19 protein-coding genes are annotated in these 22,090 nt (G+C 72.7%); 5 read left to right on the top strand and 14 right to left on the bottom strand.

Annotation, left to right across the window (positions count from 1 at the left end; translation table 11 throughout):
• Positions 1-37: 37 nt before the first annotated feature.
• The 6 genes from SCA03_RS20745 to SCA03_RS20720 all read right to left on the bottom strand — a co-directional run bounded on the left by SCA03_RS20745 (position 38) and on the right by SCA03_RS20720 (position 6,946).
• Complete coding sequence (locus SCA03_RS20745; RefSeq protein ID WP_086817430.1) at positions 38-952, bottom strand: ABC transporter permease; 915 nt, start codon at positions 950-952, stop codon at positions 38-40.
• On the bottom strand, positions 952-1,884 hold the full coding sequence (locus tag SCA03_RS20740; RefSeq protein WP_086817432.1) for an ABC transporter permease: 933 nt from the start codon (positions 1,882-1,884) through the stop codon (positions 952-954). The genes SCA03_RS20745 and SCA03_RS20740 overlap by 1 nt, the downstream gene beginning before the upstream one ends.
• On the bottom strand, positions 1,881-3,146 hold the full coding sequence (locus SCA03_RS20735; protein WP_086817434.1) for an ABC transporter ATP-binding protein: 1,266 nt from the start codon (positions 3,144-3,146) through the stop codon (positions 1,881-1,883). Before SCA03_RS20735 ends, SCA03_RS20740 begins: the two co-directional genes overlap by 4 nt.
• A 62-nt stretch (positions 3,147-3,208) precedes the next feature.
• A complete protein-coding gene (locus SCA03_RS20730) occupies positions 3,209-4,447 on the bottom strand; it encodes an ABC transporter substrate-binding protein (protein WP_030895015.1) in 1,239 nt (412 codons plus the stop codon).
• A gap of 120 nt (positions 4,448-4,567) precedes the next feature.
• A complete protein-coding gene (locus SCA03_RS20725; protein WP_030890560.1) occupies positions 4,568-6,091 on the bottom strand; it encodes a gamma-aminobutyraldehyde dehydrogenase in 1,524 nt (507 codons plus the stop codon).
• Between the two features lie 288 nt (positions 6,092-6,379).
• Entirely contained in the window at positions 6,380-6,946 is a 567-nt protein-coding gene (locus SCA03_RS20720) for a DUF4190 domain-containing protein (protein ID WP_141275562.1), read from the bottom strand.
• Between the two features lie 213 nt (positions 6,947-7,159).
• Between SCA03_RS20720 and SCA03_RS20715 the strand changes: the two genes are divergently transcribed.
• A complete protein-coding gene (locus SCA03_RS20715) occupies positions 7,160-8,194 on the top strand; it encodes an adenosine deaminase (protein ID WP_078874031.1) in 1,035 nt (344 codons plus the stop codon).
• 90 nt (positions 8,195-8,284) lie between these two features.
• On the opposite strand, the gene SCA03_RS20710 is transcribed toward SCA03_RS20715, so the two are convergent.
• Entirely contained in the window at positions 8,285-9,718 is a 1,434-nt protein-coding gene (locus SCA03_RS20710; RefSeq protein ID WP_030895012.1) for a gamma-aminobutyraldehyde dehydrogenase, read from the bottom strand.
• A 164-nt stretch (positions 9,719-9,882) separates the two neighbouring features.
• On the opposite strand from SCA03_RS20710, the gene SCA03_RS20705 reads away from it, so the two are divergent.
• From SCA03_RS20705 to SCA03_RS20690, 4 genes are all read left to right on the top strand, one after another.
• Positions 9,883-10,374 (top strand): Lrp/AsnC family transcriptional regulator, encoded by a 492-nt coding sequence (locus SCA03_RS20705; protein WP_030890571.1) that lies wholly within the window; start codon positions 9,883-9,885, stop codon positions 10,372-10,374.
• The gene (locus SCA03_RS20700; protein WP_051847066.1) at positions 10,359-11,756 is read left to right on the top strand and encodes an aspartate aminotransferase family protein; all 1,398 of its coding nucleotides are present in this window, start codon (positions 10,359-10,361) and stop codon (positions 11,754-11,756) included. Before SCA03_RS20705 ends, SCA03_RS20700 begins: the two co-directional genes overlap by 16 nt.
• A gap of 162 nt (positions 11,757-11,918) precedes the next feature.
• Positions 11,919-12,698 carry an ABC transporter ATP-binding protein gene (locus SCA03_RS20695; protein WP_030890577.1) on the top strand — a complete coding sequence of 260 codons (780 nt, stop codon included), beginning with the start codon at positions 11,919-11,921 and terminating at the stop codon, positions 12,696-12,698.
• A complete protein-coding gene (locus SCA03_RS20690; RefSeq protein ID WP_086817632.1) occupies positions 12,680-13,879 on the top strand; it encodes a hypothetical protein in 1,200 nt (399 codons plus the stop codon). The genes SCA03_RS20695 and SCA03_RS20690 overlap by 19 nt, the downstream gene beginning before the upstream one ends.
• Before the next feature lie 6 nt (positions 13,880-13,885).
• On the opposite strand, the gene SCA03_RS20685 is transcribed toward SCA03_RS20690, so the two are convergent.
• The 7 genes from SCA03_RS20685 to pyrH form a co-directional block, all read right to left on the bottom strand.
• On the bottom strand, positions 13,886-14,938 hold the full coding sequence (locus tag SCA03_RS20685; protein WP_086817631.1) for an ABC transporter ATP-binding protein: 1,053 nt from the start codon (positions 14,936-14,938) through the stop codon (positions 13,886-13,888).
• Entirely contained in the window at positions 14,939-16,657 is a 1,719-nt protein-coding gene (locus SCA03_RS20680) for an ABC transporter permease (protein WP_030890587.1), read from the bottom strand. It lies immediately after the preceding gene.
• Entirely contained in the window at positions 16,633-17,709 is a 1,077-nt protein-coding gene (locus tag SCA03_RS20675; protein ID WP_086817633.1) for a thiamine ABC transporter substrate-binding protein, read from the bottom strand. The genes SCA03_RS20680 and SCA03_RS20675 overlap by 25 nt, the downstream gene beginning before the upstream one ends.
• Before the next feature lie 165 nt (positions 17,710-17,874).
• Positions 17,875-18,987, bottom strand: coding sequence for a dual-specificity RNA methyltransferase RlmN (gene rlmN / locus SCA03_RS20670; RefSeq protein WP_086817630.1), 1,113 nt, complete (start codon positions 18,985-18,987; stop codon positions 17,875-17,877).
• Positions 18,988-19,171: 184 nt separating this feature from the next.
• A complete protein-coding gene (locus SCA03_RS20665) occupies positions 19,172-20,380 on the bottom strand; it encodes a phosphatidate cytidylyltransferase (protein ID WP_030890596.1) in 1,209 nt (402 codons plus the stop codon).
• Between the two features lie 39 nt (positions 20,381-20,419).
• Positions 20,420-20,977, bottom strand: a complete 558-nt coding sequence (gene frr / locus SCA03_RS20660; RefSeq protein WP_030890599.1) for a ribosome recycling factor — start codon at positions 20,975-20,977, stop codon at positions 20,420-20,422.
• Between the two features lie 209 nt (positions 20,978-21,186).
• Entirely contained in the window at positions 21,187-21,939 is a 753-nt protein-coding gene (gene pyrH, locus SCA03_RS20655) for a UMP kinase (RefSeq protein WP_030890604.1), read from the bottom strand.
• Positions 21,940-22,090: the final 151 nt, after the last annotated feature.

Below are 22,090 nucleotides of genomic sequence, written 5' to 3'. Positions count from 1 at the left end.
CGGCGCAATCCGGCGGGGGCCGGGCGGAGGCGAGGGTTCAGCCTGCCGCCGCCTTCCGTTCCTGGGTGCGGCGCCGGCTCGCGGCGAGTCGTCCGGCCAGTACGACGGCGACGGCCAGCACGAACATCGCCGAGCCGACCACATTGACCTGGACGGGCACTCCGCGCTGTGCCGCGCCCCAGACGAACATCGGGAAGGTGACGGTGGAGGGGCCCGCGTTGAACTGGGTGATGATGAAGTCGTCGAAGGAGAGCGCGAAGCTGAGCATCGCCCCGGCGGCGATTCCGGGCGCGGCCAGCGGCAGCGTGACGCGCCAGAAGGTCTGCACGGGCCCGGCGTACAGATCGCGCGCGGCCTCCTCCAGCCGCGGGTCCATGCTCATGATGCGGGCCTTGACGGCGACGACGACGAAGCTCAGGCAGAACATCACGTGTGCGATGAGGATCGTGACGAAGCCGAAGCCGATCCGGGTGTTGAGGAAGAGCGTGCCGAGGGAGGCGCCCATGACGACCTCCGGCATGGCCATCGGCAGGAAGATCAGGGCGTTGGTGGTGCTCTTGCCGCGGAAGCGGTAGCGGGCCAGCGCGAAGGCGGCGAGCGTCCCGAAGGCGGTGGCCAGCAGGGTGGCGAGGAGGGCGATGCGCAGGCTGAGCCCGAGGGAGCCGCACAGGCCGGCGACGCCGCAGGGGTCCGTCCAGGCGTCGGTGGAGAAGGCGTGCCAGGCGTAGTTGAAGCGTCCGGCGGGCTTGTTGAAGGAGAACAGCAGGACGACGGCGTTGGGCAGCAGGAGGTAGCCGAGCGCGGCGCAGCCGGCGAGGACGACGGCGTGCCGGCGCAGCCACCGCAGCGGCGCCGTCCAGGCGGCGGTACCGGCCGGTGGCCGCGGCGCGGGCGGTGCGCCGCCGGGCGGTGCCGGGGCCGTCGGTGCCGGGGTGTGTGCGGCGAGGGACATCAGACCAGCTCCTCCGTTCCGGCCTTGCGCAGATAGACGCTGACGACGATCAGGATGAGCGCCATCAGCAGGAAGGACATGGCGGCGGCCGCCGGGTAGTCGAGGACGTTGAGGAACTGCTTCTGGATGGCGTTGCCGATCATCTGTTCCGCCGGGGAGCCGAGCAGTTGCGCGTTGATGTAGTCGCCGGAGGCGGGGATGAAGGTGAGCAGGGTGCCGGCGACGACGCCGGGCAGCGACAGCGGGAAGGTCACCTTGCGGAAGGTGGCGGCGGGGGTGGCGTACAGATCGCGGGCGGCCTCGTGCAGCGTGGGGTCGATCCGCTCCAGCGAGCTGTACAGCGGCAGGATCATGAACGGCAGGAAGTTGTAGGTCAGTCCGCACACCACGGCCAGCGGGGTGGCCAGCAGACGGGTGTCGCCGGTGAGCCCGAGTGCGCCGGTGACGTCGAGCACGTGCAGGGCGTCCAGGGCTCCGACGACGGGGCCTCCGTCGGACAGGATCGTCTTCCAGGCGAGGGTGCGGATGAGGAAGCTGGTGAAGAACGGCGCGATGACCGCCACCAGCACCAGGTTGCGCCACCGTCCGGCCCGGAACGCCGTCATGTAGGCGAGCGGGTAGCCGATGAGCAGGCACAGGGCGGTGGCGATCGCGGCGTAGGCGAACGAGCGCAGGAAGTGCGGCCCGTAGGCGGCCAGTGCGTCGGTGTAGTGGGAGAACTCCCAGGTGACGCGGAAGCCTTCCTCCAGCGAGCCGCTCTGCACGGACGTCGACGCCTGGTAGACGAGCGGCGCGGCGAAGAAGACGGCCAGCCACAGTCCGGCCGGCAGCAGCAGCCAGTAGGGGGTGAGCCGCCGGGTGCGCCGGGCCGACGGCGGGTCCGGTTCGGGACCGGCGGCGGCCGGCGGTGCGGCGGGGACGACGGCGGTCACGGCGCCTCCCGGCCGGCGGTCGCGTCCTGCCCGTGCCCCTGGGCGTCCAGCCCGAAGGTGTGCGCGGGGCTCCAGTGGGCGACGACGCGGGTGCCGGGTGTGAGCCGGGTGTCGCGCTCCACGTTCTGCGCGTAGACGGTCAACTCCCGGCAGGCGTCGGTCTCGACGATGTAGGTCAGCGAGACCCCGAGGTATCCGGCGTCGGTGATGCGCCCCGGCAGGGCGTTGTGGCCCTCGGGCACGGTGTGCGCGGCGTCCGCCGGTGCGAGGGCGATCTTCTCCGGACGCACCCCGAGCAACAGCGGCCCACCGGTGGCAGCCTCGCCGACGGCCGTTCCCTCGGCGCTCGTTCCGCCGGTGCCCGCCTCGCCGACGGCCGTTTCCTCGGCGCTCGTTCCGCCGGTGCCCGCCCCGTCTGCGGCCGTCCCCGCGGCGGCGGGTGGGCGGGGCAGCCGCAGCGGCGCGGGGGCGCCCGCCACCCGGACCCGCAGCGCACCGTCCCCCGCGCTGTCGTCGCCCTCCTCGCCGCCGGGGCCCACCGGCTCGCCCCGCAGCAGATTGGAGGTGCCCAGGAAGTTGGCCACGAACGGGGTACGCGGATGCTCGTACAACTCCCAGGGCGCGCCGAGCTGTTCGACGCGCCCCTCGTTCATCACGGCGACGGTGTCGGCCATCGTCATGGCCTCCTCCTGGTCGTGTGTGACGTGCACGAAGGTGATGCCGACCTCCGTCTGGATCCGTTTCAGCTCCAGCTGCATCCGGCGGCGCAGCTTGAGGTCGAGGGCGCCGAGCGGCTCGTCCAGCAGCAGCACCCGGGGCCGGTTGACGAGCGCCCGTGCGAGCGCCACCCGCTGCTGCTGGCCGCCGGACAGCTGCCGCGGCTTGCGGTGCGCGAGGGCGCCGAGCTGGACGAGGTCGAGCATCTCGTCGACCTGCGCGCGTATCCGTCCGGTCCTGCGGCGCCGCAGCCCGAAGGCGATGTTCTCGGCGACGTCCAGATGCGGGAAGAGCGCGTAGTTCTGGAAGACGGTGTTGACGGGGCGCCGGTGCGGCGGCAGGCCGGTGATGTCGTCGTCGCCGAGCAGGACGCGCCCGCTGCTGGGCTCCTCCAGCCCGGCGAGCATCCGCAGCGTGGTGGTCTTGCCGCAGCCGGAGGCGCCGAGGAGCGCGAAGAACGAGCCCTCGGGGACGGACAGGTCGAGGGGGTGGACGGCGGTGAAGTCGCCGAAGGTCTTGCTGACGCCGCTGAGCAGGATGGTCATGGCCGGTCCTCGGGGTGGCTGGGGGCCGCCGGGTGCGGCCCGTGCTGACGCGAAGACGCCCCTCAGGCGCCGATGAGCTGGGAGAACTTCTCCTCGTAGCGGGCCTGTTCACCGGCGCTCATGGGCCGGAAGTTCTTCCCCTTGGCGATCATCGAGGCGTCCGGGAAGACGAGCGGGTCGGCGGCGAGCGCCTTGTCGGTCTTCGCCATCTCCGCCTGCGCGCCGGTGACGGGGCAGATGTAGTTGACCCAGGCGGCCAGTTCGGCCGCGACCGCCGGCCGGTAGTAGTGGTCGATGAGCGCCTCGGCGTTGCGCCGGTGCCGTGCCTTGGCGGGGACGAGCAGGTCGTCGGTGCCGAACAGATAGCCCCGGTCCGGCACGGTGAAGGCGATGTCGGGGTTGTCCAGCCGCAGCTGGACCACGTCGCCGGCCCAGGCCAGACAGGCGGCGATGTCACCGGAGTTCAGCTCGTCCATGTAGTCGTTGCCGGTGAACCGCCGCAGCTGTTTGCGGTCGACGGCGCGCTGGATGCGGGCGAGCGCGGCGTCGAAGTCGCGGTCGGTGAACCTCTCCGGGTCGACGCCCATGTCCAGCAGGGTCAGACCGACGGTGTCGGTCATCTCGGTGAGCATGGAGATGCGCCCCTTGAGGGACTCGTCCTCCAGCAGCTGCCGGACGCTGGCGACCTTCTTCCCCCCGGTGGCCTTCTTGTTGTACGCGACGATGCAGGCGGTGCCGGCCCACGGATAGCTGTACTGCCGCCCGGGGTCGTGCGCGGCCGTGCGGAAGCGGTCCTCCAGGTTGGCCACGGCGTGCGGCATCCGCGCGGGCTCCAGGCGCTGGGCCCAGCCCTGCCGGATGACGCGTCCGGCCATCCAGTCGGAGAGGCAGATCAGGTCCCTGCCGGTGTCCTGGCCGGCGGCGAGCTGGGGTTTGATCTTCCCGTAGAACTCGTTGTTGTCGTTGATGTCCTCGACGTACCGGACCCGGATGCCGCTCTCGCGTTCGAAGCTGTCGAGGGTCGGCCGCTTCTTCTTGTTCCGGTCGTCGACGTCGATGTACAGCGGCCAGTTGGCGAAGTCGAGGACCTTCTCCCTGCGGGAGTGGTCCGGGTCGCGCGCGGACCCGTCGCCCCTGCTGCCGGAGGCGGGCGGGATGCCGCAGGCGGCCAGGGTGCCTCCGGCGGCGGCGAGCGCGGCGGCACGCAGCAGCCTGCGGCGGCTCGTCGCGGCGCGCCCGCTGGTCAGGCCGCGCTCCCAGGCGCGGGCGACGGACTCCGGCATGCCTTCGTACAGGTCCATGGGGTGCCTTCCGGAGGAGGGGGACGGCGAGGAAGGACGGCGGCGGGAAGAGCGGGACCGGGCGTGCGGGCTGGGGAGGGGACCGGGCGTGCGGGCGTGCGGAACCGGGCGGCGGCCTGTTCAGCGGTCGCCGAAGACGGTGCGGTGCCAGTCCTTGCGCACCGCGCCGGTGTTCTCCGTCATGACGTGCTTGATCTGCGTGTACTCCTCGAAGGAGTAGGCGGACATGTCCTTGCCGTAGCCGGAGGCGCGGTAACCGCCGTGCGGCATCTCGCTGATGATCGGGATGTGGTCGTTGATCCACACACATCCGGCCCGGATCTCCCGCGCGGCCCGCCCGGTGCGGAAGACGTCGCGGCTCCAGGCGGACGCGGCGAGCCCGTAGGGGGTGTCGTCGGCGAGCGCGAGGCCCTCGTCGTCCGTGTCGAAGGGCAGCGCGGCCAGTACGGGCCCGAAGACCTCCTGCTGGACGATCTCGCTGTCCTGCGGTGCGTCGGTGATCAGCGTCGGGCGGTAGTAGGCGCCGTCGGCCAGTTCGCCGCCGGGTGCCTCGCCCCCGGTGACGACGCGTGCGTAGCCCCGCGCCCGCTCGACGAACCCGGCGACCCGGTCGCGGTGGGCGTGCGAGACGAGCGGCCCCAGGTCGGTGCCGTCGGCGAACGGGGCGCCCAGCCGGACGGTGCGCATCAGGTCGGCGACGGCGGTGACGAACTCCTGGTAGCGGGGGCGCTGCACATAGGCGCGGGTCGCCGCCGTGCAGTCCTGGCCGGAGTTGATCAGCGCGCCGGCGACCGCGCCGTGCGCGGCGGCCTCGATGTCGGCGTCGTCGAACACCAGGAACGGGGCCTTGCCGCCGAGTTCGAGGTGGAGCCGCTTGGCGGCGCGCGGCCCGGAGGCGGCGATCTCACCGATACGGCGGCCGACGGCCGTGGACCCGGTGAAGGACACCATGGCGACGTCGGGGTGGGCGACGAGCGCCTCGCCCGCCTCCCCTCCGGTGCCGGTGACGATGTTGACGACGCCGTCGGGGATGCCCGCCTCGGTGGCCGCCCGGGCGAACATCAGCGAGGTGAGCGGCGTGAGTTCGGAGGGCTTGAGCACGATCGTGTTGCCGGCGGCGACGGCCGGCAACACCTTCCAAGCGGCCATCTGGAGCGGATAGTTCCAGGGCGCGACGGACCCGATGACGCCGATCGGCTCGCGCCGCACGGCGGAGGTGTGCTCACCGCTGTACTCCGCGGCGGCGACGCCGCTCAGGTGCCGTGCGGCCCCGGCGAAGAAGGACACGTTGTCCAGGGAGCCGGGGACGTCGAACTCCTCGGAGAGCTTGCGGGGCTTGCCGCACTGCAACGACTCGGCGTACGCCAGCTCACCGGCCAGCTCCCGCAGCCGGGCCGCCCAGCGGTGCATGGCGTCCGAACGCTCGCCGGGGGTGGCCCCGGCCCAGTGCGGCAGGGCGTCGCGGGCCGCGCGCACGGCGGCGTCGACATCGGCGGCGCCGGCCGCGCGGTGGCCGAGGACGGGAGCGCCCGTCGCCGGATCGACCACGGTGAGCCGCAGGTCCGAGGTGCCGGGCACCGTCTTCCCGGCGATGTACTGGGTGCCTGCCGCGAACCGCTCGGACACGTCGAAGCGCTGGACCATCGAGGACTCCTGCCTGTGCGGCGCTGCCTGTCCCGGCCACGGCCCACGGCGGTGCGCCGCCGCCGGACCGGCTGACCGCGGCGGACGGCGGACGCCCGGCCCCGGACACTCGGCGGCGCGGAATCCACGCCGTGGCACGAGCCGTTGCTGGCAGCAGATCCTGACAGGGGCAGCGGTATCGAACAAGGGATTCCGTCGAAACCTTTTACGGAATCCACGGAATCGATACCCGGTCCCGCCGGTCCCGCCCGCCCCGCCTCAACTCGCCTCAGCCCCGCCGATCCCGCCTCAGCCCCGCCGGTCGACGAGCGGCACGGCCGCAGCCCGCGCGTCATAGGTGTCACCGGAACCGGAGGACCCGCCGCCCGGCTCACCGCCCCCGCCGCCTTCTCCCGCCTCGGACAGCCCGAGCACCAGCAGCACCGCCACGACCGCGGAGACCACCAGCCCGATCAGCCCGAGCACGAATCCGGCCGTGGCCTGCCCGGCCGCGCCCTGCCGGCCCGCGCGCACCCGGCCGCGGGCCCGCGCGCCCAGGCACAGCCCGACGAGGGAGGTGACGAACGAGACGAAGCTGCCCCAGATGGTCAGCACCAGGACGATGCTGAGGATCCCGAGCACCAGCGAGGCGACGGACAGCCCGGTGGGCAGCGGCGGCCCGGGCCAGCCGTAGCCGTAGGGCCCGGACGCCGCCGGCGGATACGGGGAGGGGAACGCGCCGGCGGGCGGGTGGGACGCACCGCCGCCGGGTGCGCGCGGAATGGGCGGCGGCCCCTCGGACGGGACGGCCGGCGGCCCGCCCGGCGTGGGCGGCGGCGCCCACGGGTCGTACTCCCTGCGACCCCCGGTGTCCATGCTGTCCCTCTCCCCTCTGCGGCCGGACCGCCGGCCGGCCGGCCGCGCGCGTTTTGTCATGCTAAGCGCAGGTGGGAGCACGCCGGACGGCGCGGCGTCCTACGATGATCCCCTCGTTCGACGTAGCCGGAGGAACCCTTGTCCGATCCGCTGCACGCCCCGCTGTCCGGGACGCCGTCCGCCGCGCCCGCGCAGGCCGCACCCGCGCCCTCGGTGCCGGACGGCCTGGCCGACTTCATCGCCGGGCTGCCCAAGGCCGAACTGCACGTCCACCATGTGGGCTCGGCCTCGCCCCGTATCGTCTCGGAGCTGGCCGCCCGGCACCCGGAGGCGGGGGTGCCCTCGGATCCGGAGGCGCTCGCCGGCTACTTCACGTTCACGGACTTCGCGCACTTCATCCAGGTCTATCTCTCCGTCGTCGGCCTGGTCAGGGACGCGGAGGACGTACGGCTGCTCACCTACGAGGTGGCGCGGGACATGGCCCGCCAGTCGGTGCGCTACGCGGAGCTGACCGTCACCCCGTACTCGTCGGTGGCGCGCGGCATCCCGGACGGCGCCTTCCTGGAGGCGATCGAGGACGCGCGGACGGCGGCCGAGCGGGAGCTGGGCGTCGTCCTGCGCTGGATCTTCGACATCCCGGGCGAGGCGGGGCTGGCCGCCGCCGAGGAGACGACGCGGCTCGCCACGACCATGGCACCGGACGGGCTGGTGGGCTTCGGCCTCGGCGGCCCCGAGATCGGGGTGCCCCGCCCGCAGTTCAAGCCGTACTTCGACCGGGCGCTGGCCACGGGCCTGCACAGCGTCCCGCACGCGGGCGAGACGACCGGCCCGGAGACGATCTGGGACGCGCTGACCTCGCTGCGCGCCGAGCGGATCGGCCACGGCACCAGCGCGGCCCGGGACCCGCGGCTGCTGGAGCACCTGGCCGAGCGCGGCATCCCGCTGGAGGTGTGCCCGACCTCGAACGTGGCGACGCGGGCGATCGACACGCTGGCGGAGCACCCGGTCGGCGAGATGGTCAAGGCGGGCGTCACGATCACCGTCAACAGCGACGATCCGCCGATGTTCGGCACGGATCTGAACACCGAGTACGGCATCGTGGCCGGGCTGCTCGGCCTCGACGCGGCCGGGGTGGCCGAGCTGGCCCGCGCCGCCGTCCGCGCCTCGTTCCTGGACACCGCGGCCAAGTCCCGGCTGACGGAGGAGATCGACGCCCATCTGACGGCCTGGCAGCGGCGCACGCCCTGAGCACGGCTTCCCGGCCGGGGCCGCCGCCCGGTGCGGGCGGTGCCCGGGCCCGGGGCCGGCGCGGCCCCGGGCCGGGCGGTCAGGCCGGCGTCACAGCGCGGTCATCACGTGCTTGATGCGGGTGTAGTCCTCCAGCCCGTACATCGACAGGTCCTTGCCGTAGCCGGACTTCTTGAAGCCGCCGTGCGGCATCTCGGCGACGAGCGGGATGTGGGTGTTGATCCACACGCAGCCGAAGTCGAGGACCCGGGACATCCGCATCGCGGTGCCGTGGTCGGTGGTCCACACCGAGGAGGCCAGCGCGTACTCGACGTCGTTGGCCCACGCGACGGCCTGTGCCTCGTCGGTGAACTTCTGCACGGTGATGACGGGGCCGAAGACCTCGTTCTGGATGATCTCGTCGTCCTGCCGGAGCCCGGAGACGACGGTCGGCGCGTAGAAGTACCCCTTGTCGCCGACCCGTTCGCCGCCCGCCTCGACCTTGGCGTGCGCGGGCAGCCGGTCGATGAACCCGGCGACCTTCTCCAGGTGGCCGGGGTTGTTCAGGGCGCCGTAGAAGCAGTCCTCGTCCGCCAGGTCACCGGTCTTGACCTCCTCGGCGGCCTTGGCGAGGGCCCGTACGAACTCCTCGTACACGCCCTCCTGCACCAGGACGCGGGTGGCGGCGGTGCAGTCCTGGCCGGCGTTGAAGAACCCGCCGTCCCGGATGCCCTCGACGGCCGCCGGGATGTCGGCGTCGTCGAAGACCACGCAGGGCGCCTTGCCGCCCAGCTCCAGGTGCACCCGCTTGAGGTCCTTGGCGCCGCTCCCGGCCACCTGCATACCGGCGCGCACGGAGCCGGTGATCGAGGCCATGGCCGGGGTCTTGTGCTCGACCATCAGCCGCCCGGTGTCCCGGTCGCCGCACACGACGTTGAAGACGCCCTTGGGCAGGATCTCGCCCATCACCTCGGCCAGGAAGACCGTCGAGGCGGGGGTGGTGTCGGAGGGCTTGAGGACGACGGTGTTGCCGGCGGCCAGCGCGGGCGCGAACTTCCACACGGCCATCATCGCCGGGTAGTTCCACGGCGCGACCTGCGCGCACACGCCCAGCGGCTCGCGGCGCACGAAGGACGTCAGGCCCTCCATGTACTCGCCGGCCGACTTGCCGTCCAGCATCCGGGCGGCACCGGCGAAGAAGCGGATCTGGTCGAGCATCATCGGCAGCTCCTCCTGCCGGGTCAGCTCCAGCGGCTTGCCGCAGTTCTCGCACTCGGCGGCCAGCAGCTCGTCGGCGCGCTCCTCCAGCGCGTCGGCGATCTTCAGCAGGGCGCGCTGCCGCGTGCCGGGCGTCGCGTCGCGCCAGGCCGGGAAGGCGGCCTCGGCGGCGGCCATGGCGGCGTCGACGTCGGCGCTCGCGGACAGCGGCGCGGTGGCGTACGCCTCGCCGGTGGCCGGGTTGACCACCTCGGTGGTCCGCCCGTCAGCGGCGTCCCGGAACTCCCCGTCGATGTAGTTGCGCAGCCGACGCAGCTCGGTGGTCACTTCGCACCCCTCCTGCTCCGTTGTCCAATGGGTGAGACCGCCACCCTAACCGCCAAGTCAACGCATTCGATACACCTGACCCGCTAAGACAACGGAATCAGTTTCCAATCGACGCGTTCTCGACTGATTACATCGTTCATGGGTTGCGGGACGGCGGAGGTCTCATGCACAGTGGCCCCGTGGCCCGCGACTCGAAGAAGCACAGCTCCCCGTCCCTGGACTCCGTGTCCCTGGCGATCATCGAACAGCTCCAGGAGGACGGGCGCCGCCCGTACGCCGCCATCGGCAAGGCCGTCGGCCTGTCCGAGGCGGCCGTGCGCCAGCGCGTCCAGAAACTCCAGGAGCAGGGCGTCATGCAGATCGTCGCCGTGACCGATCCCCTCACCGTCGGTCTCATGCGGCAGGCGATGCTCGGCGTCACGGTGGACGGGGACGTCGAACCGGTCGCGGACGCGCTCGCCGAGATCGACGAGGTCGACTACGTCGTGATCGCGGCGGGCTCCTTCGACCTCCTCGTCGAGGTCGTGTGCCACGACGACGAGCACCTCCTGGAACTCATCAACAAGCGCATCAGGGCCCTGCCCGGCGTGCGATCCACCGAGAGCTTCGTCTACCTCAAGCTGCGCAAGCAGACCTACACATGGGGAACGCGATAACAGTGAGCAAGGACAGCCCGACAACCCAGGACCTCTCCAGGACCGCTCACGACCACCTGTGGATGCACTTCACCCGCATGTCGTCGTACGAGAAGGCCCCGGTGCCCACCATCGCCCGCGGCGAGGGCACCTACATCTACGACACCGACGGCAAGCGCTACCTCGACGGGCTCGCCGGGCTGTTCGTCGTCCAGGCCGGGCACGGCCGTGCCGAACTGGCCGAGGCCGCCGCCAAGCAGGCCCAGGAGCTGGCGTTCTTCCCCGTCTGGTCCTACGCCCACCCCAAGGCCGTCGAGCTGGCCGAGCGCCTCGCCGCCCTCGCGCCCGGCGACCTCAACAAGGTCTTCTTCACCACCGGCGGCGGCGAGGCCGTCGAGACGGCCTGGAAGCTGGCCAAGCAGTACCACAAGCTGACCGGCAACCCCCTCAAGCACAAGGTGATCTCCCGGGCCGTCGCCTACCACGGCACCCCGCAGGGCGCCCTGTCCATCACCGGACTCCCCGCCCTGAAGGCCCCGTTCGAGCCGCTGGTGCCCGGCGCGCACAAGGTGCCCAACACCAACATCTACCGGGCGCCGATCCACGGCGACGACCCGGAGGCGTTCGGCCGCTGGGCCGCCGACCAGATCGAACAGCAGATCCTCTTCGAGGGCCCCGAGACGGTCGCCGCCGTCTTCCTGGAGCCCGTGCAGAACGCCGGCGGCTGCTTCCCGCCGCCCCCCGGCTACTTCCAGCGCGTCCGCGAGATCTGCGACCGGTACGACGTCCTGCTCGTCTCCGACGAGGTCATCTGCGCCTTCGGCCGGCTCGGCACGATGTTCGCCTGCGACAAGTTCGGCTTCGTGCCCGACATCATCACCTGCGCCAAGGGCATGACCTCCGGCTACTCCCCGATAGGCGCCGCGATCATCTCCGACCGCCTCGCCGAGCCGTTCTGGAAGGGCGACAACACCTTCCTGCACGGCTACACCTTCGGCGGCCACCCCGTCTCGGCGGCCGTCGCCCTGGCCAACCTCGACCTGTTCGAGCGCGAGAACCTCACCCAGCACGTGCTCGACAACGAGTCGGCGTTCTTCCGGACGCTCAGCACGCTGCACGACCTGCCGATCGTCGGCGACGTCCGCGGCAACGGCTTCTTCTACGGCATCGAACTCGTCAAGGACAAGAACACCAAGGAGACCTTCACCGAGGAGGAGTCCGAGCGCGTCCTGTACGGCTTCCTGTCCAAGGCGCTGTTCGACGCGGGCCTGTACTGCCGCGCCGACGACCGGGGCGACCCCGTCGTCCAGCTCGCGCCGCCGCTCATCTCCGACCAGAAGACCTTCGACGAGATCGAGCAGATCCTGCGCTCCGTCCTCACGGAGGCGTGGACGAAGCTGTGACGGCCCGCTGAGCCGTGCACCGGCCCGCCGCACCGCGCACGCCCGCGCGCGGCCGGACCGGACGCGAGGGGCGGGGGTGTCGGTTCCAGTGACCGATACCCCCGCCCCTCGTTTCACCCTCCAGAGGGAACGAAACGGCACAGAGTCGAGTGGAGGTCCCCGATGGCCGCTCCGCCGGACGGCGAGGTACTCAGAGCACACGGACTGCACCACGCCTACGGCCCGACCCCCGCGCTGTGGGACATCGGCCTGCACCTTCGGGAGGGCGAGGTCCTCGCCGTCACCGGCCCCCGCGGCAGCGGCAAATCCACCCTGCTGCACTGCCTGTCCGGGCGGCTGCGGCCCACCGGCGGCGAGATCTTCTTCCGCGGCAAGCCGCTGCACTCCCTCGGCCGCGGCGCCCGGGAACGGCTCCGGCTGCGCCACTTCGGCTGGATCGACAGCAGCCCCCGGCTCGTACCGGAACTCACCGTCCGGGAGAACACCGCCCTCCCCCTCCTGTTGCACGGCGCGGGCCACCGCGCGGCCCGCAAGGCCGCACACGAGTGGCTGGACAGACTGGGCGTCGCCTCCTGCGCCCGCCACCGTCCGGCCGACCTCGCGCAGGACCAGCGCCAGCGCGTCGCGGTGGCCCGCGCGCTGGTCCACTCCCCCGCCGTCCTGTTCGCCGACGAGCCGACGGCCCCGCTGCACCGCTCCGACCGGGCCCAGATCCTGCGCACGCTCGCCGCCGCGGCCCGCTCGCACCGCATCACCGTCGTCCTCACCACCCACGACCTGGCGCTCACCCACGCGGCACGCACCGCCGACGTGACCGGCGCCGCCCTCGCCGACCGCCGTATGGCGCTCGACGACGGCCGCCGCGTACGGGGCCTGAGCCCCGGCCCGGCCCCGCTGCCCGCCCCCGGGGAAGGCGAAGCGGCGTGCTCGCTCTCCGTCTGACCCTGTGCTCCGGCCCGCTCGGCCTGCTGCTGCGGTTCGTGCTGCTGGCCACCTCGGCCGGGATCGGCCTGCTGCTGCTCGCCGCGCTCGCCCACGCACAGCAGCACCCCCTCCGCGCCGGCGAGGCCGCGCTGCGCCTGCTGTGGTGCCTGCTGCCGCTGGCCGCCGCCGCCCATCTCGCCACCGCGCTGGCCCGTACCGAACCGCGCACCGACACCCGGCTCGGCCTGGAGGCCGCGGGGCTGGGCGCCGGCCGGCTGCCCCGGCTGTCCGCCGCGACGACGGCGCTGCCCTGCGCCCTGGGCAGCGCCCTCGTCTCCCCCGCCGCCGCCGGCTCCCACGGCACGCTGCACCTGCCCGGCACCGGCCACCGGCTGCCGCTGCCCACCGAGGCGTTGCCGCTGCCGGCCACGCTCACACTGCTGAGCATCGTCCCGCTGACCGCAGCGGTCTGCGCCGCGTGGGCCGTGCGCCCCGTGCGGGACCCCGAACACCGGGCGGCCCCGGCGGGCGCCACCCGCGGCGGTGCCCGGCGTCCGGCGGGGCGCACCGTGCGGCACGCGGGCCTGCTCGGCGGCGGCGCACTGATCGTCTGCGGCCTGGCGCTGACCGGGTACGCCGCCACACTGCTGCCGCGCGCCTCGGTGTCGGGCGCCGCCGGGCACGGCGGTCTGCCGCGGCCCGGTGAGCTGTCGGCCTCACCGCTGGCCGCCGGGTGGCTGCTGGCGGCGCTCGGCCTGGTGGTGGCCGGCCCGGGCCTGGTGTCGCTGACGGGCCGGCTGCTGGCGGTGCACCGGCCGGGCGCCGTACGGCTGCTGGCCGGCCGGGCGCTGCAACGCGAGGCACCGCACGTGGGCCGGGCGCTGGGGCTGGCGTGCGCGGTGGGTGCGGCGCTGGCCGCGCTGGCCCGGGTCCGGCTGGGCGCGGAAGGGGTGCGCCCGCTGGGGCCGCAGGCGGTGCTGGGCGTCACGCTGGTGGCGTGCTGTGCGGCGGGCAGCGCGCTGGCGGCGCTGGCCGGGGCCCGCCGGCTGCGGCGCGCGGCGGCGCGGGTACTGGACGGGCTCGGCGCCCCGCGGGCGCTGCGGCGGCGGGTGACGCTGGCCCGCACCGGCGTGCTGGGCGCGGTGTTCGCGCTGGTGCTGTGCGGGACGGCCGTCCTGGCGGCGCTGCCGCTGACCTGAGCGCGTTCAGCCGGCGGCGGGCACGTCCTGCGGGGGCAGCGCGACGACCTCACGCGGATCGAAGTCGACCCACGCCCCGCTGCCCTCGCCCGGCGCCTCCCGCAGCGTGCAGGCCGCCTCCAGCGCGGGGCCCTGCCGCGGCCGCAGCAGCACGGTGACGGTCGAGCCGTCCCCGCCCCGGAAGGTGCGCGCCTCGACGGTGCACTCCAGGCCCTCACCCGCCGGCCGCAGCCGCACCCCGTGCGGGCGCACCAGCAGCAGCCGTTCGCCCTGCGGCGTCCCGGCGGGCACCGGCACCGTCCCCCAGGCCGTCTCGGCACGCTCACCGCGCACGGTCGCGGGCACGAGATTGTCGAAGCCGAGGAAGCGGGCCACGAAGGCGTCCGCCGGCCGCTGCCACACCTCCAGCGGGCCGCCGGCCTGCGCGATCCGGCCCTCGCGCATGATGACGACGCGGTCGGCCAGCGCGAACGCCTCACCGTGGTCGTGGGTGACGGCCAGCGCGGTGGTGCCCAACCGGTGGAAGAGGGCCCGCAGTTCGACGACGAGCCGCTCGCGCAGGCCGCGGTCGAGCTGCCCGAGCGGCTCGTCCAGCATGAGCAGCCGCGGCCGCGGCGCCAGCGCGCGGGCCAGGGCGACGCGCTGCTGCTCCCCGCCGGACAGCGCGGCCACGGCCCGGTGTCCGGCGTCCGGGAGGCCCACCAGCCGCAGCAGTTCGGCGACCCGGCCTTCCGTCTCGGCCCGGCCGCTGCCGTGCATCCGCAGCCCGAAGGCGACATTGCCCGCCACGTCCCGCTGCGGGAACAGCTGGTGGTCCTGGAACATCAGCCCCACGCCCCGCTTGTGCGCGGGCACGCCCGCCAGGTCCCGGCCGGCGAGCAGCACCCGCCCCGCGTCGGCGTCCTGGAGACCGGCGACGACCCGCAGCAGCGTCGACTTGCCGCTGCCGCTGGGCCCCAGCACACAGACGATCTCCCCGTCGGCGACCCGGAGCGACACCCCCTCCAGGGCCGTGGTGTGCCCGCCGAACCGGACGGTGACGTCCTCCAGTTGCAGCATTCAGAACTCTCCCTGACCGGGGGTGCGGACCCGTTCGAGCGCGAGCAGGACACCCGCGCACACGAGCATGAGGATCGTGCTCAGCGCCATGGCCTGCCCGTAGTGCGCCTCGCCGGCCCGGCCCAGCATGCGGGCCACGGCGACGGGCAGCGTCGGCGCGTCGGGCCGGGCGATGAACACGGTGGCGCCGAACTCGCCCAGCGAGACCGCGAACGCGAACCCGGCGGAGACCAGCACGGCACGCCGCACCAGCGGCAGGTCGACCTCCCGCCAGGCCCGCAGCGGCGAAGCCCCCAGCACGGCGGCGGCCTCCCGCAGCCGCACATCGACCGAGCGCAGCACCGGCACCATCGTGCGGATGACGAACGGCACACCCACCAGCGCCTGGGCGAGCGGCACGAGGATCCAGGACGAGCGCAGATCCAGCGGCGGCTCGTCCAGCGCGATGAGGAAACCGAAACCGACAGTGACCGCCGACGTGCCCAGCGGCAGCATCAGCAGCGCGTCGAACCCGCGCACGAGCCGGCCGGCCCGCGCCGCCCTGCCCGTGCCCCGCCGGGAGCCGGGAAGGGTGAGCGCGGCGGCCGCCGACACCCCGATCAGCAGGGCGATACCGGTCGCCGCTGCCGCGTAGGACAGCGAGTTGCCGATCGCCTCGACGGGCGGCACGGCGAACGTCCCCGAGGCCGACTCCCGGCCCAGCGCCCGGAACCAGGCCAGGCTCCAGCCGTCCGGCCCCTGGAACGCCCGCTGGACGAGCACGGCCAGCGGCGCCACCAGCAGCAGCGCCACCACGGTGAGCACCCCGGCCAGCACCGTCCACTGCCCCGCCCCGGCGGGCCGGTGCGCGGTCTGCTCCGCGGGGACGAGACGGAGCGCGCTCTCCCGGCGGCGCACCGAACGGGCGTGCACGGCGAGCAGCACGGCGACGGCCGCGAACTGCACGAGCGTGAGCACCGCGGCCGTCGGCAGCTGCAACAGCGCCTCCGTCTGCCGGTAGATCTCCACCTCCAGCGTGGCGTACCGGGGCCCGCCCAGGACCTGGATGACGCCGAAGCTGGTGAAGGTGAACAGATACACGATGAGCGCCGCAGCCCCCAGCGACGGGGCCAGCGCCGGCAGCGTCACCCGCCGCCACGCCGCGAGCCGCCCCGCACCCAGCATCCGCGCCGCCTCCTCCTGCCGGGGATCCAGCTGCGCCCAGAACCCCCCGACGGTCCGCACGACGACGGCGTAGTTGAAGAAGACGTGCGCCAGCAGGATCGCCCACACGCTGGTGTCCAGCCGCACCCCGAACCACTCGTCGAGCACACCGCCGCGCCCCGCCAGCGCCAGGAACGCCGAGCCGGCGACGACGGTCGGCAGCACGAACGGCACGGTGACGACGGCCCGCAGCAGCCGCTTGCCGGGGAAGTCGAGCCGCGCGAACACCCAGGCGCCGGGCAGCGCCACCGCCAGCGTCAGCGCCGTCGAGGCGGCGGCCTGCCACACCGTGAACCACAGCACGCGCAGGATGTCCGGATCGCCGAGCACCTCGCCGAAGCGCCCCCACTGCCAGCGCCCGTCCTCGTGCAGACCCCGGCCGACGATCGCGGCGACGGGGTAGCCGAAGAACACCGCGAAGAACACGACGGGCCCGGCCATCAGCCCCAGCCGGGCCCAGGTGCCGCGCCGGCCGGGCACGGCCCGCCGCCTCACTTCACCGCGAGCGACGTCCACGTCTTGATCCACTGCTCACGGTTGTCGGCGATCTTCTGCGGCGGCAGCGTGGCCGGGTCGTCCGGCTCCTGCCCGTACCGGGTGAACAGCTCGGGCAGCTTCGCGTCCGCACGCACCGGCCTGACGAACATCTGCAACGGCAGGTCCTCCTGGAACCGCTTGCCGAGCAGGAAGTCCAGCAGCGCCTTGCCGCCCTTGGCGTTGCCCGCGCCCTTCAGCAGCCCCGCGTACTCGGTCTGCCGGAAGCAGGTGTCCTCCGCGATACCGGTCGGCGCCTGCTTCGGCTTCGGCTTCGCGTCCACCACCTCGACGGGCGGGCTGGACGCGTAGGAGACGACGAGCGGCTTGTCGCCCTTGCCCTTGCCGCCGCGCGAACCGCTGAAGCGGTCGTTGTACGCCTGCTCCCAGCCGTCGACCACCTCGGCACCGTTGGCGCGCAGCTTCTTCCAGTACCCCTGCCAGCCCTTCGTGCCGTACCGGTCGACGGTGGCCAGCAGGAACGCCAGCCCGGGCGAGGAGGTGGCCGCGTTCTCGGTGACGAGCAGGTTCCGGTAGCGCGGCTTCGTCAGATCGTCCAGCGTGCGCGGCGGGTCGAGGTGCTTCTTCGCGAAGTACGCCCGGTCGTAGTTGACGCAGACCTCGCCGGTGTCGACGGGCGTCACCCGGTGCCGACCCTTGTCCGCCTGGTACCGCTCGGGCACCTTCTCCAGGCCCTTGGCCCGGTACGGCGCGAACACCCCCTCGTCCAGGGGCCGGGACAGCAGGGTGTTGTCGACGCCGAAGAAGACATCGCCCTGCGGATTGTCCTTGTTGAGCACGGCCTGGTTGACCGCGGCCCCGGCGTCACCGCCGCGCAGCACCCGGACCTTGTAGCCGGTCTCCTGGGTGAACTGCCGCAGCACGCCCTTGGACGCGGCGAAGGAGTCGTGGGTGACCAGGGTGACGGTCCGGGAGTCCTCCCCGCCGGACGATCCGGAACAGGCAGTGGCCACCAGGGCCAGGGCGAGGACGGCTGTGGAGGCGGCGACGGCGCGCCGCGCGTGCGTGGTCATCGTGTGCATCGACTTCCTACCCGGCATGACCCGGGCGAGGTTCGAGGGTCTGCGGTGCGTACGGAGCGTACGGCCGCACTCTCAGCGCTGTGGGCGCTCCCCTGTCGGCTGTTCGGTTGTCACCGGCCGCGGCACGGCCGGTGTTCGAACACTATCAGTCGCGTTTCACCGTTCCGTCGCCGCGAGCTGGCCGCACGCCCCGTCGATCTCCTGACCCCGGGTGTCCCGCACCGTCACCGGCACACCGTGCAGCTGCAACGTGCGCACGAACTCGGCCTCGTCCTCGGGCCGCGACGCCGTCCACTTCGAGCCCGGCGTCGGGTTCAGCGGGATCAGGTTGACGTGCGCCCGCTTGCCCTTCAGCAGCCGGCCCAGCAGATCCGCCCGCCACGCCTGGTCGTTGATGTCCCGGATGAGGGCGTACTCGATGGACACCCGCCGCCCGGAGCGCGCCGCGTACTCCCACGCAGCGTCCAGCACCTCGCGCACCTTCCAGCGGGTGTTGACCGGCACGAGGGTGTCGCGCAGCTCGTCGTCGGGCGCGTGCAGGGAGACCGCGAGCCGGCAGGTCAGCCCCTCGTCGGCGAAGCGGTGGATGGCCGGGACGAGCCCCACGGTGGAGACGGTGATGCCCCGCTGCGACAGCCCCACCCCGTCCGGCGCCGGGTCGGTCAGCCGGCGGATGGCCCCCAGGACCCGCTTGTAGTTGGCCAGCGGCTCCCCCATCCCCATGAAGACGATGTTGGACAGCCGCGCCGGCCCGCCGGGCACCTCGCCGTCCCGCAGGGACCGCATGCCGTCGACGATCTGGTGCACGATCTCCGCCGTCGACAGGTTCCGGTCCAGACCCGCCTGCCCCGTCGCGCAGAACGGGCAGTTCATGCCGCAGCCGGCCTGCGAGCTGACGCACATCGTGGCCCGGTCCGGGTAGCGCATCAGCACGGACTCGACGAGCGTGCCGTCGTGCAGCCGCCACAGCGTCTTGCGCGTCATGTCGTCGTCGCAGCTGATGTGCCGCACCACGCTCATCAGGTCCGGCAGCAGCGCCTCGGCGAGAGGCCCGCGGGCCGCGGCGGGAATGTCGGTCCACTCGGCGGGATCGTGCGCGAACCGCGCGAAGTAGTGCTGCGAGAGCTGCTTGGCACGGAACGGCTTCTCACCGGCGGCGGCCACCGCCTCCCGCCGCTCGGCGGGAGAGAGATCGGCGAGATGCCGCGGCGGCTTCTTCGCACCACGCGGCGCGACGAACGTGAGTTCTCCGGGGGCGGGCCCAGGCATGGGCAGATACTCCTCACACTGCACGGAAAGGCGACCCCCACCGGCAGCGGGGACATCGGCCGGGCGACACCTGCGACAACCCGGCTCCCGGGCCGGGACCTTCCCCGGCGGGGCGCGGCCGCAGACCTCTCCAGCGTAACCGGAGCGTTCGGCCCGCCCCCGACGGATCGGCCCGCCCGGACGCTCAGCCCGCCCCGACGAACAGGACGAACAGCAGCCAGACCACCGGCGCGGTCGGCAGCAGCGAGTCGAGCCGGTCCATGATGCCGCCGTGCCCCGGCAGCAGCGTGCCCATGTCCTTGATGCCCAGATCCCGCTTCATCATCGACTCCCCCAGATCCCCGAGGGTGGCGGTGGCGGCCACGGCCAGCCCCAGCAGCAGCCCCTGCCACCAGGTACCGCCGTCGATGAGGAACTCGGTGCACAGCGCACCGGCCGCCATGGCGAACGTCACCGCGCCGACGAGCCCCTCCCGGGTCTTGCCGGGACTGATCCGCGGCGCGAGCTTGTGCCGCCCGAACCGCCAGCCCACCGCATAGGCACCGGTGTCGCTGACGACGGTCAGCAGCAGGAACGTCAGCACCCGCCAGGGCCCGTCGTCCGCGGCCAGCATGAGGGCCACGAACGTGGCCAGGAACGGCACATAGAACGCGGCGAACAGTCCCGCCGTCACATCGCGCAGATAGTTGTCGGGCGGCTCCGTCATCCGCCACACGAGCACGGCCAGCGCGGTGAGCCCCATCGCGACCCACGCGCCCTCGGCTCCCCGCACGTACCCGGCGACCACCATCGCGGCACCGCCCACCGCGAGCGGCACCAGCGGCGCCCGGATGCCCTTGCGCTCCGACAGCCGCGACGTCAGCTCCCACAGGCCGACCACGACCGCGACGACGATGACGCCGAGGAACACCGGCTTGTACAGCAGCAGCGCGGCCACCACGGCCGCACCCAGACCGACCCCGACCCCTATCGCGGCAGGCAGATCACGGCCGGCACGCTTCTTCTTGCGCTCCCCCTGCTCGGGCGCCGAAGCGGCATCGAAAGACGCGGACGAAGCGGAAGAGGCAGGCGAGCCGGGAGAAACAGGAGGGACGCCGGCGGGCTCCTGGCCGCGCCGGCCGTCGTCGGATCCGCCGGCAGCATCGGGACCGCGCTGGCCGAAGCGGCGGCCGGCGTCCGCGCCGCCGGCCTCCTCACCTGGGTCGGGCACCATGGGCATACGCCGAGTCTGCGACGCCTCGCCGTCCACATCGTGCACGACGGCGCTCACGTCGTATCCGGGCGCGCCCGCTCCGGCGGGCCGGGGGGCCACCGGCGGCACACCGGGCCCCTGGCCGGGAGAGCCCCAGTACTCCGCGCTCGGTTGCGCCGCTCCCCAGGTTGAGTCGTTCACAGATTGCAGCCTTCGACCTCGGACCTTCGCTGATGGACCTCAGACTTCGAGGAGTTCGGCCTCCTTGTGCTTGAGCAGCTCGTCCACCTGCGACACGTACTTCGCGGTGGTGTCGTCCAGCTCCTTCTCGGCCCGCCGGCCCTCGTCCTCGCCGACCTCGCCGTCCTTGACGTACTTGTCGAGCGTCTCCTTGGCCTTGCGGCGGACACTGCGGATCGAGATCTTGGCGTCCTCACCCTTGGTCTTGGCGACCTTGATGAACTCCCTGCGCCGCTCCTCGGTCAGCTCCGGGAAGACGACCCGGATGATCTGGCCGTCGTTGGACGGGTTGACGCCCAGATCGGAGTCCCTGATGGCCTGTTCGATGTTGCGCAGGGCGCTCTTGTCGAACGGCGTCACCACGGCCATCCGCGGCTCGGGCACCGAGAACGACGCGAGCTGGTTGATGGGCGTCGGCGCCCCGTAGTACTCCGCCACGATCTTGTTGAACATCGCCGGGTGCGCACGGCCGGTGCGGATAGCGGCGAAGTCCTCCTTGGCGACCACAACCGCCTTCTCCATCTTTTCCTCGGCTTCGAGGAGGGTCTCTTCGATCACCACGTGCTCCTGGTTCGATGAATGAGCCTGACTGGTTCATCCGGGGCTGTGAAGCAAAACCCGGCCCGCGGGCCGCCCCGGCCCCCGCAGTGCCCCGGTTCCTGCACGGTGTACGACCGGCAGGCCGTTGTCCATCCCCGTACCGGGCCCTTCGGACGCCGCGGGGTTGCCTGTGGCGTCACCGGGCGGGCCGCCGGTTTCCGGCGCGCTCAGCCGCGGGTGCCCTGGTTGCTCACCAGGGTGCCGATCTTCTCACCCTTGACCGCACGGGCGATGTTGCCTTCGGCCAGCAGCTCGAAGACCAGGATCGGCAGCTTGTTGTCCCGGCACAGCGTGATCGCCGTCGCATCGGCCACCTTGAGATCCCGCGTGATGACCTCGCCGTACTCCAGCGCGTCGAACTTCACCGCGGCGGGATTGTGCGCCGGGTCGGAGTCGTACACACCGTCCACGCCGTTCTTGCCCATCAGCATGACCTCGGCGTTGATCTCCAGCGCGCGCTGGGCGGCCGTGGTGTCGGTGGAGAAGTACGGCATCCCCATGCCCGCGCCGAAGATCACGACGCGGCCCTTCTCCAGATGCCGGATGGCCCGCAGCGGAATGTAGGGCTCCGCGACCTGGCCCATGGTGATGGCGGTCTGCACCCGCGAATCGATGCCCTCCTTCTCCAGGAAGTCCTGGAGGGCCAGGCAGTTCATGACGGTACCGAGCATGCCCATGTAGTCGGAGCGGGCCCGGTCCATGCCGCGCTGCTGGAGCTCGGCTCCGCGGAAGAAGTTGCCGCCGCCGATGACGACGGCGATCTCCGCGCCGTCCCGGCAGACCGAGGCGATCTCTCTCGCCATCTTGTGCACGACGTCGGGGTCGACACCGAGGCCGCCTCCGCCGGCGAACGCCTCGCCGGAGAGCTTCAGCAGAAAGCGCCGCCGTCGATCGCTGTCTTTGTCGGTGTCCTTGCTCATGGAGATCTCCTCGTGCACATACGAAAGAGGCCACTGCCGTCGGATCCTCGCGGTTCCCTGTCCGGCAATGGCCTCCTCGTCACAACTGCCCTGTACCCGAGCTTATCGGGCCGGGCCGGTTCCGTACGCCGCGCGGTCCCCTCGGGGACGG

Source organism: Streptomyces cacaoi (assembly GCF_006539165.1).
GTDB classification, from domain to species: Bacteria; Actinomycetota; Actinomycetes; order Streptomycetales; family Streptomycetaceae; genus Streptomyces; species Streptomyces cacaoi.
The sequence above is the reverse complement of the archived record's forward strand: the minus strand, read 5'-3'. Positions and strand labels throughout refer to the sequence as shown.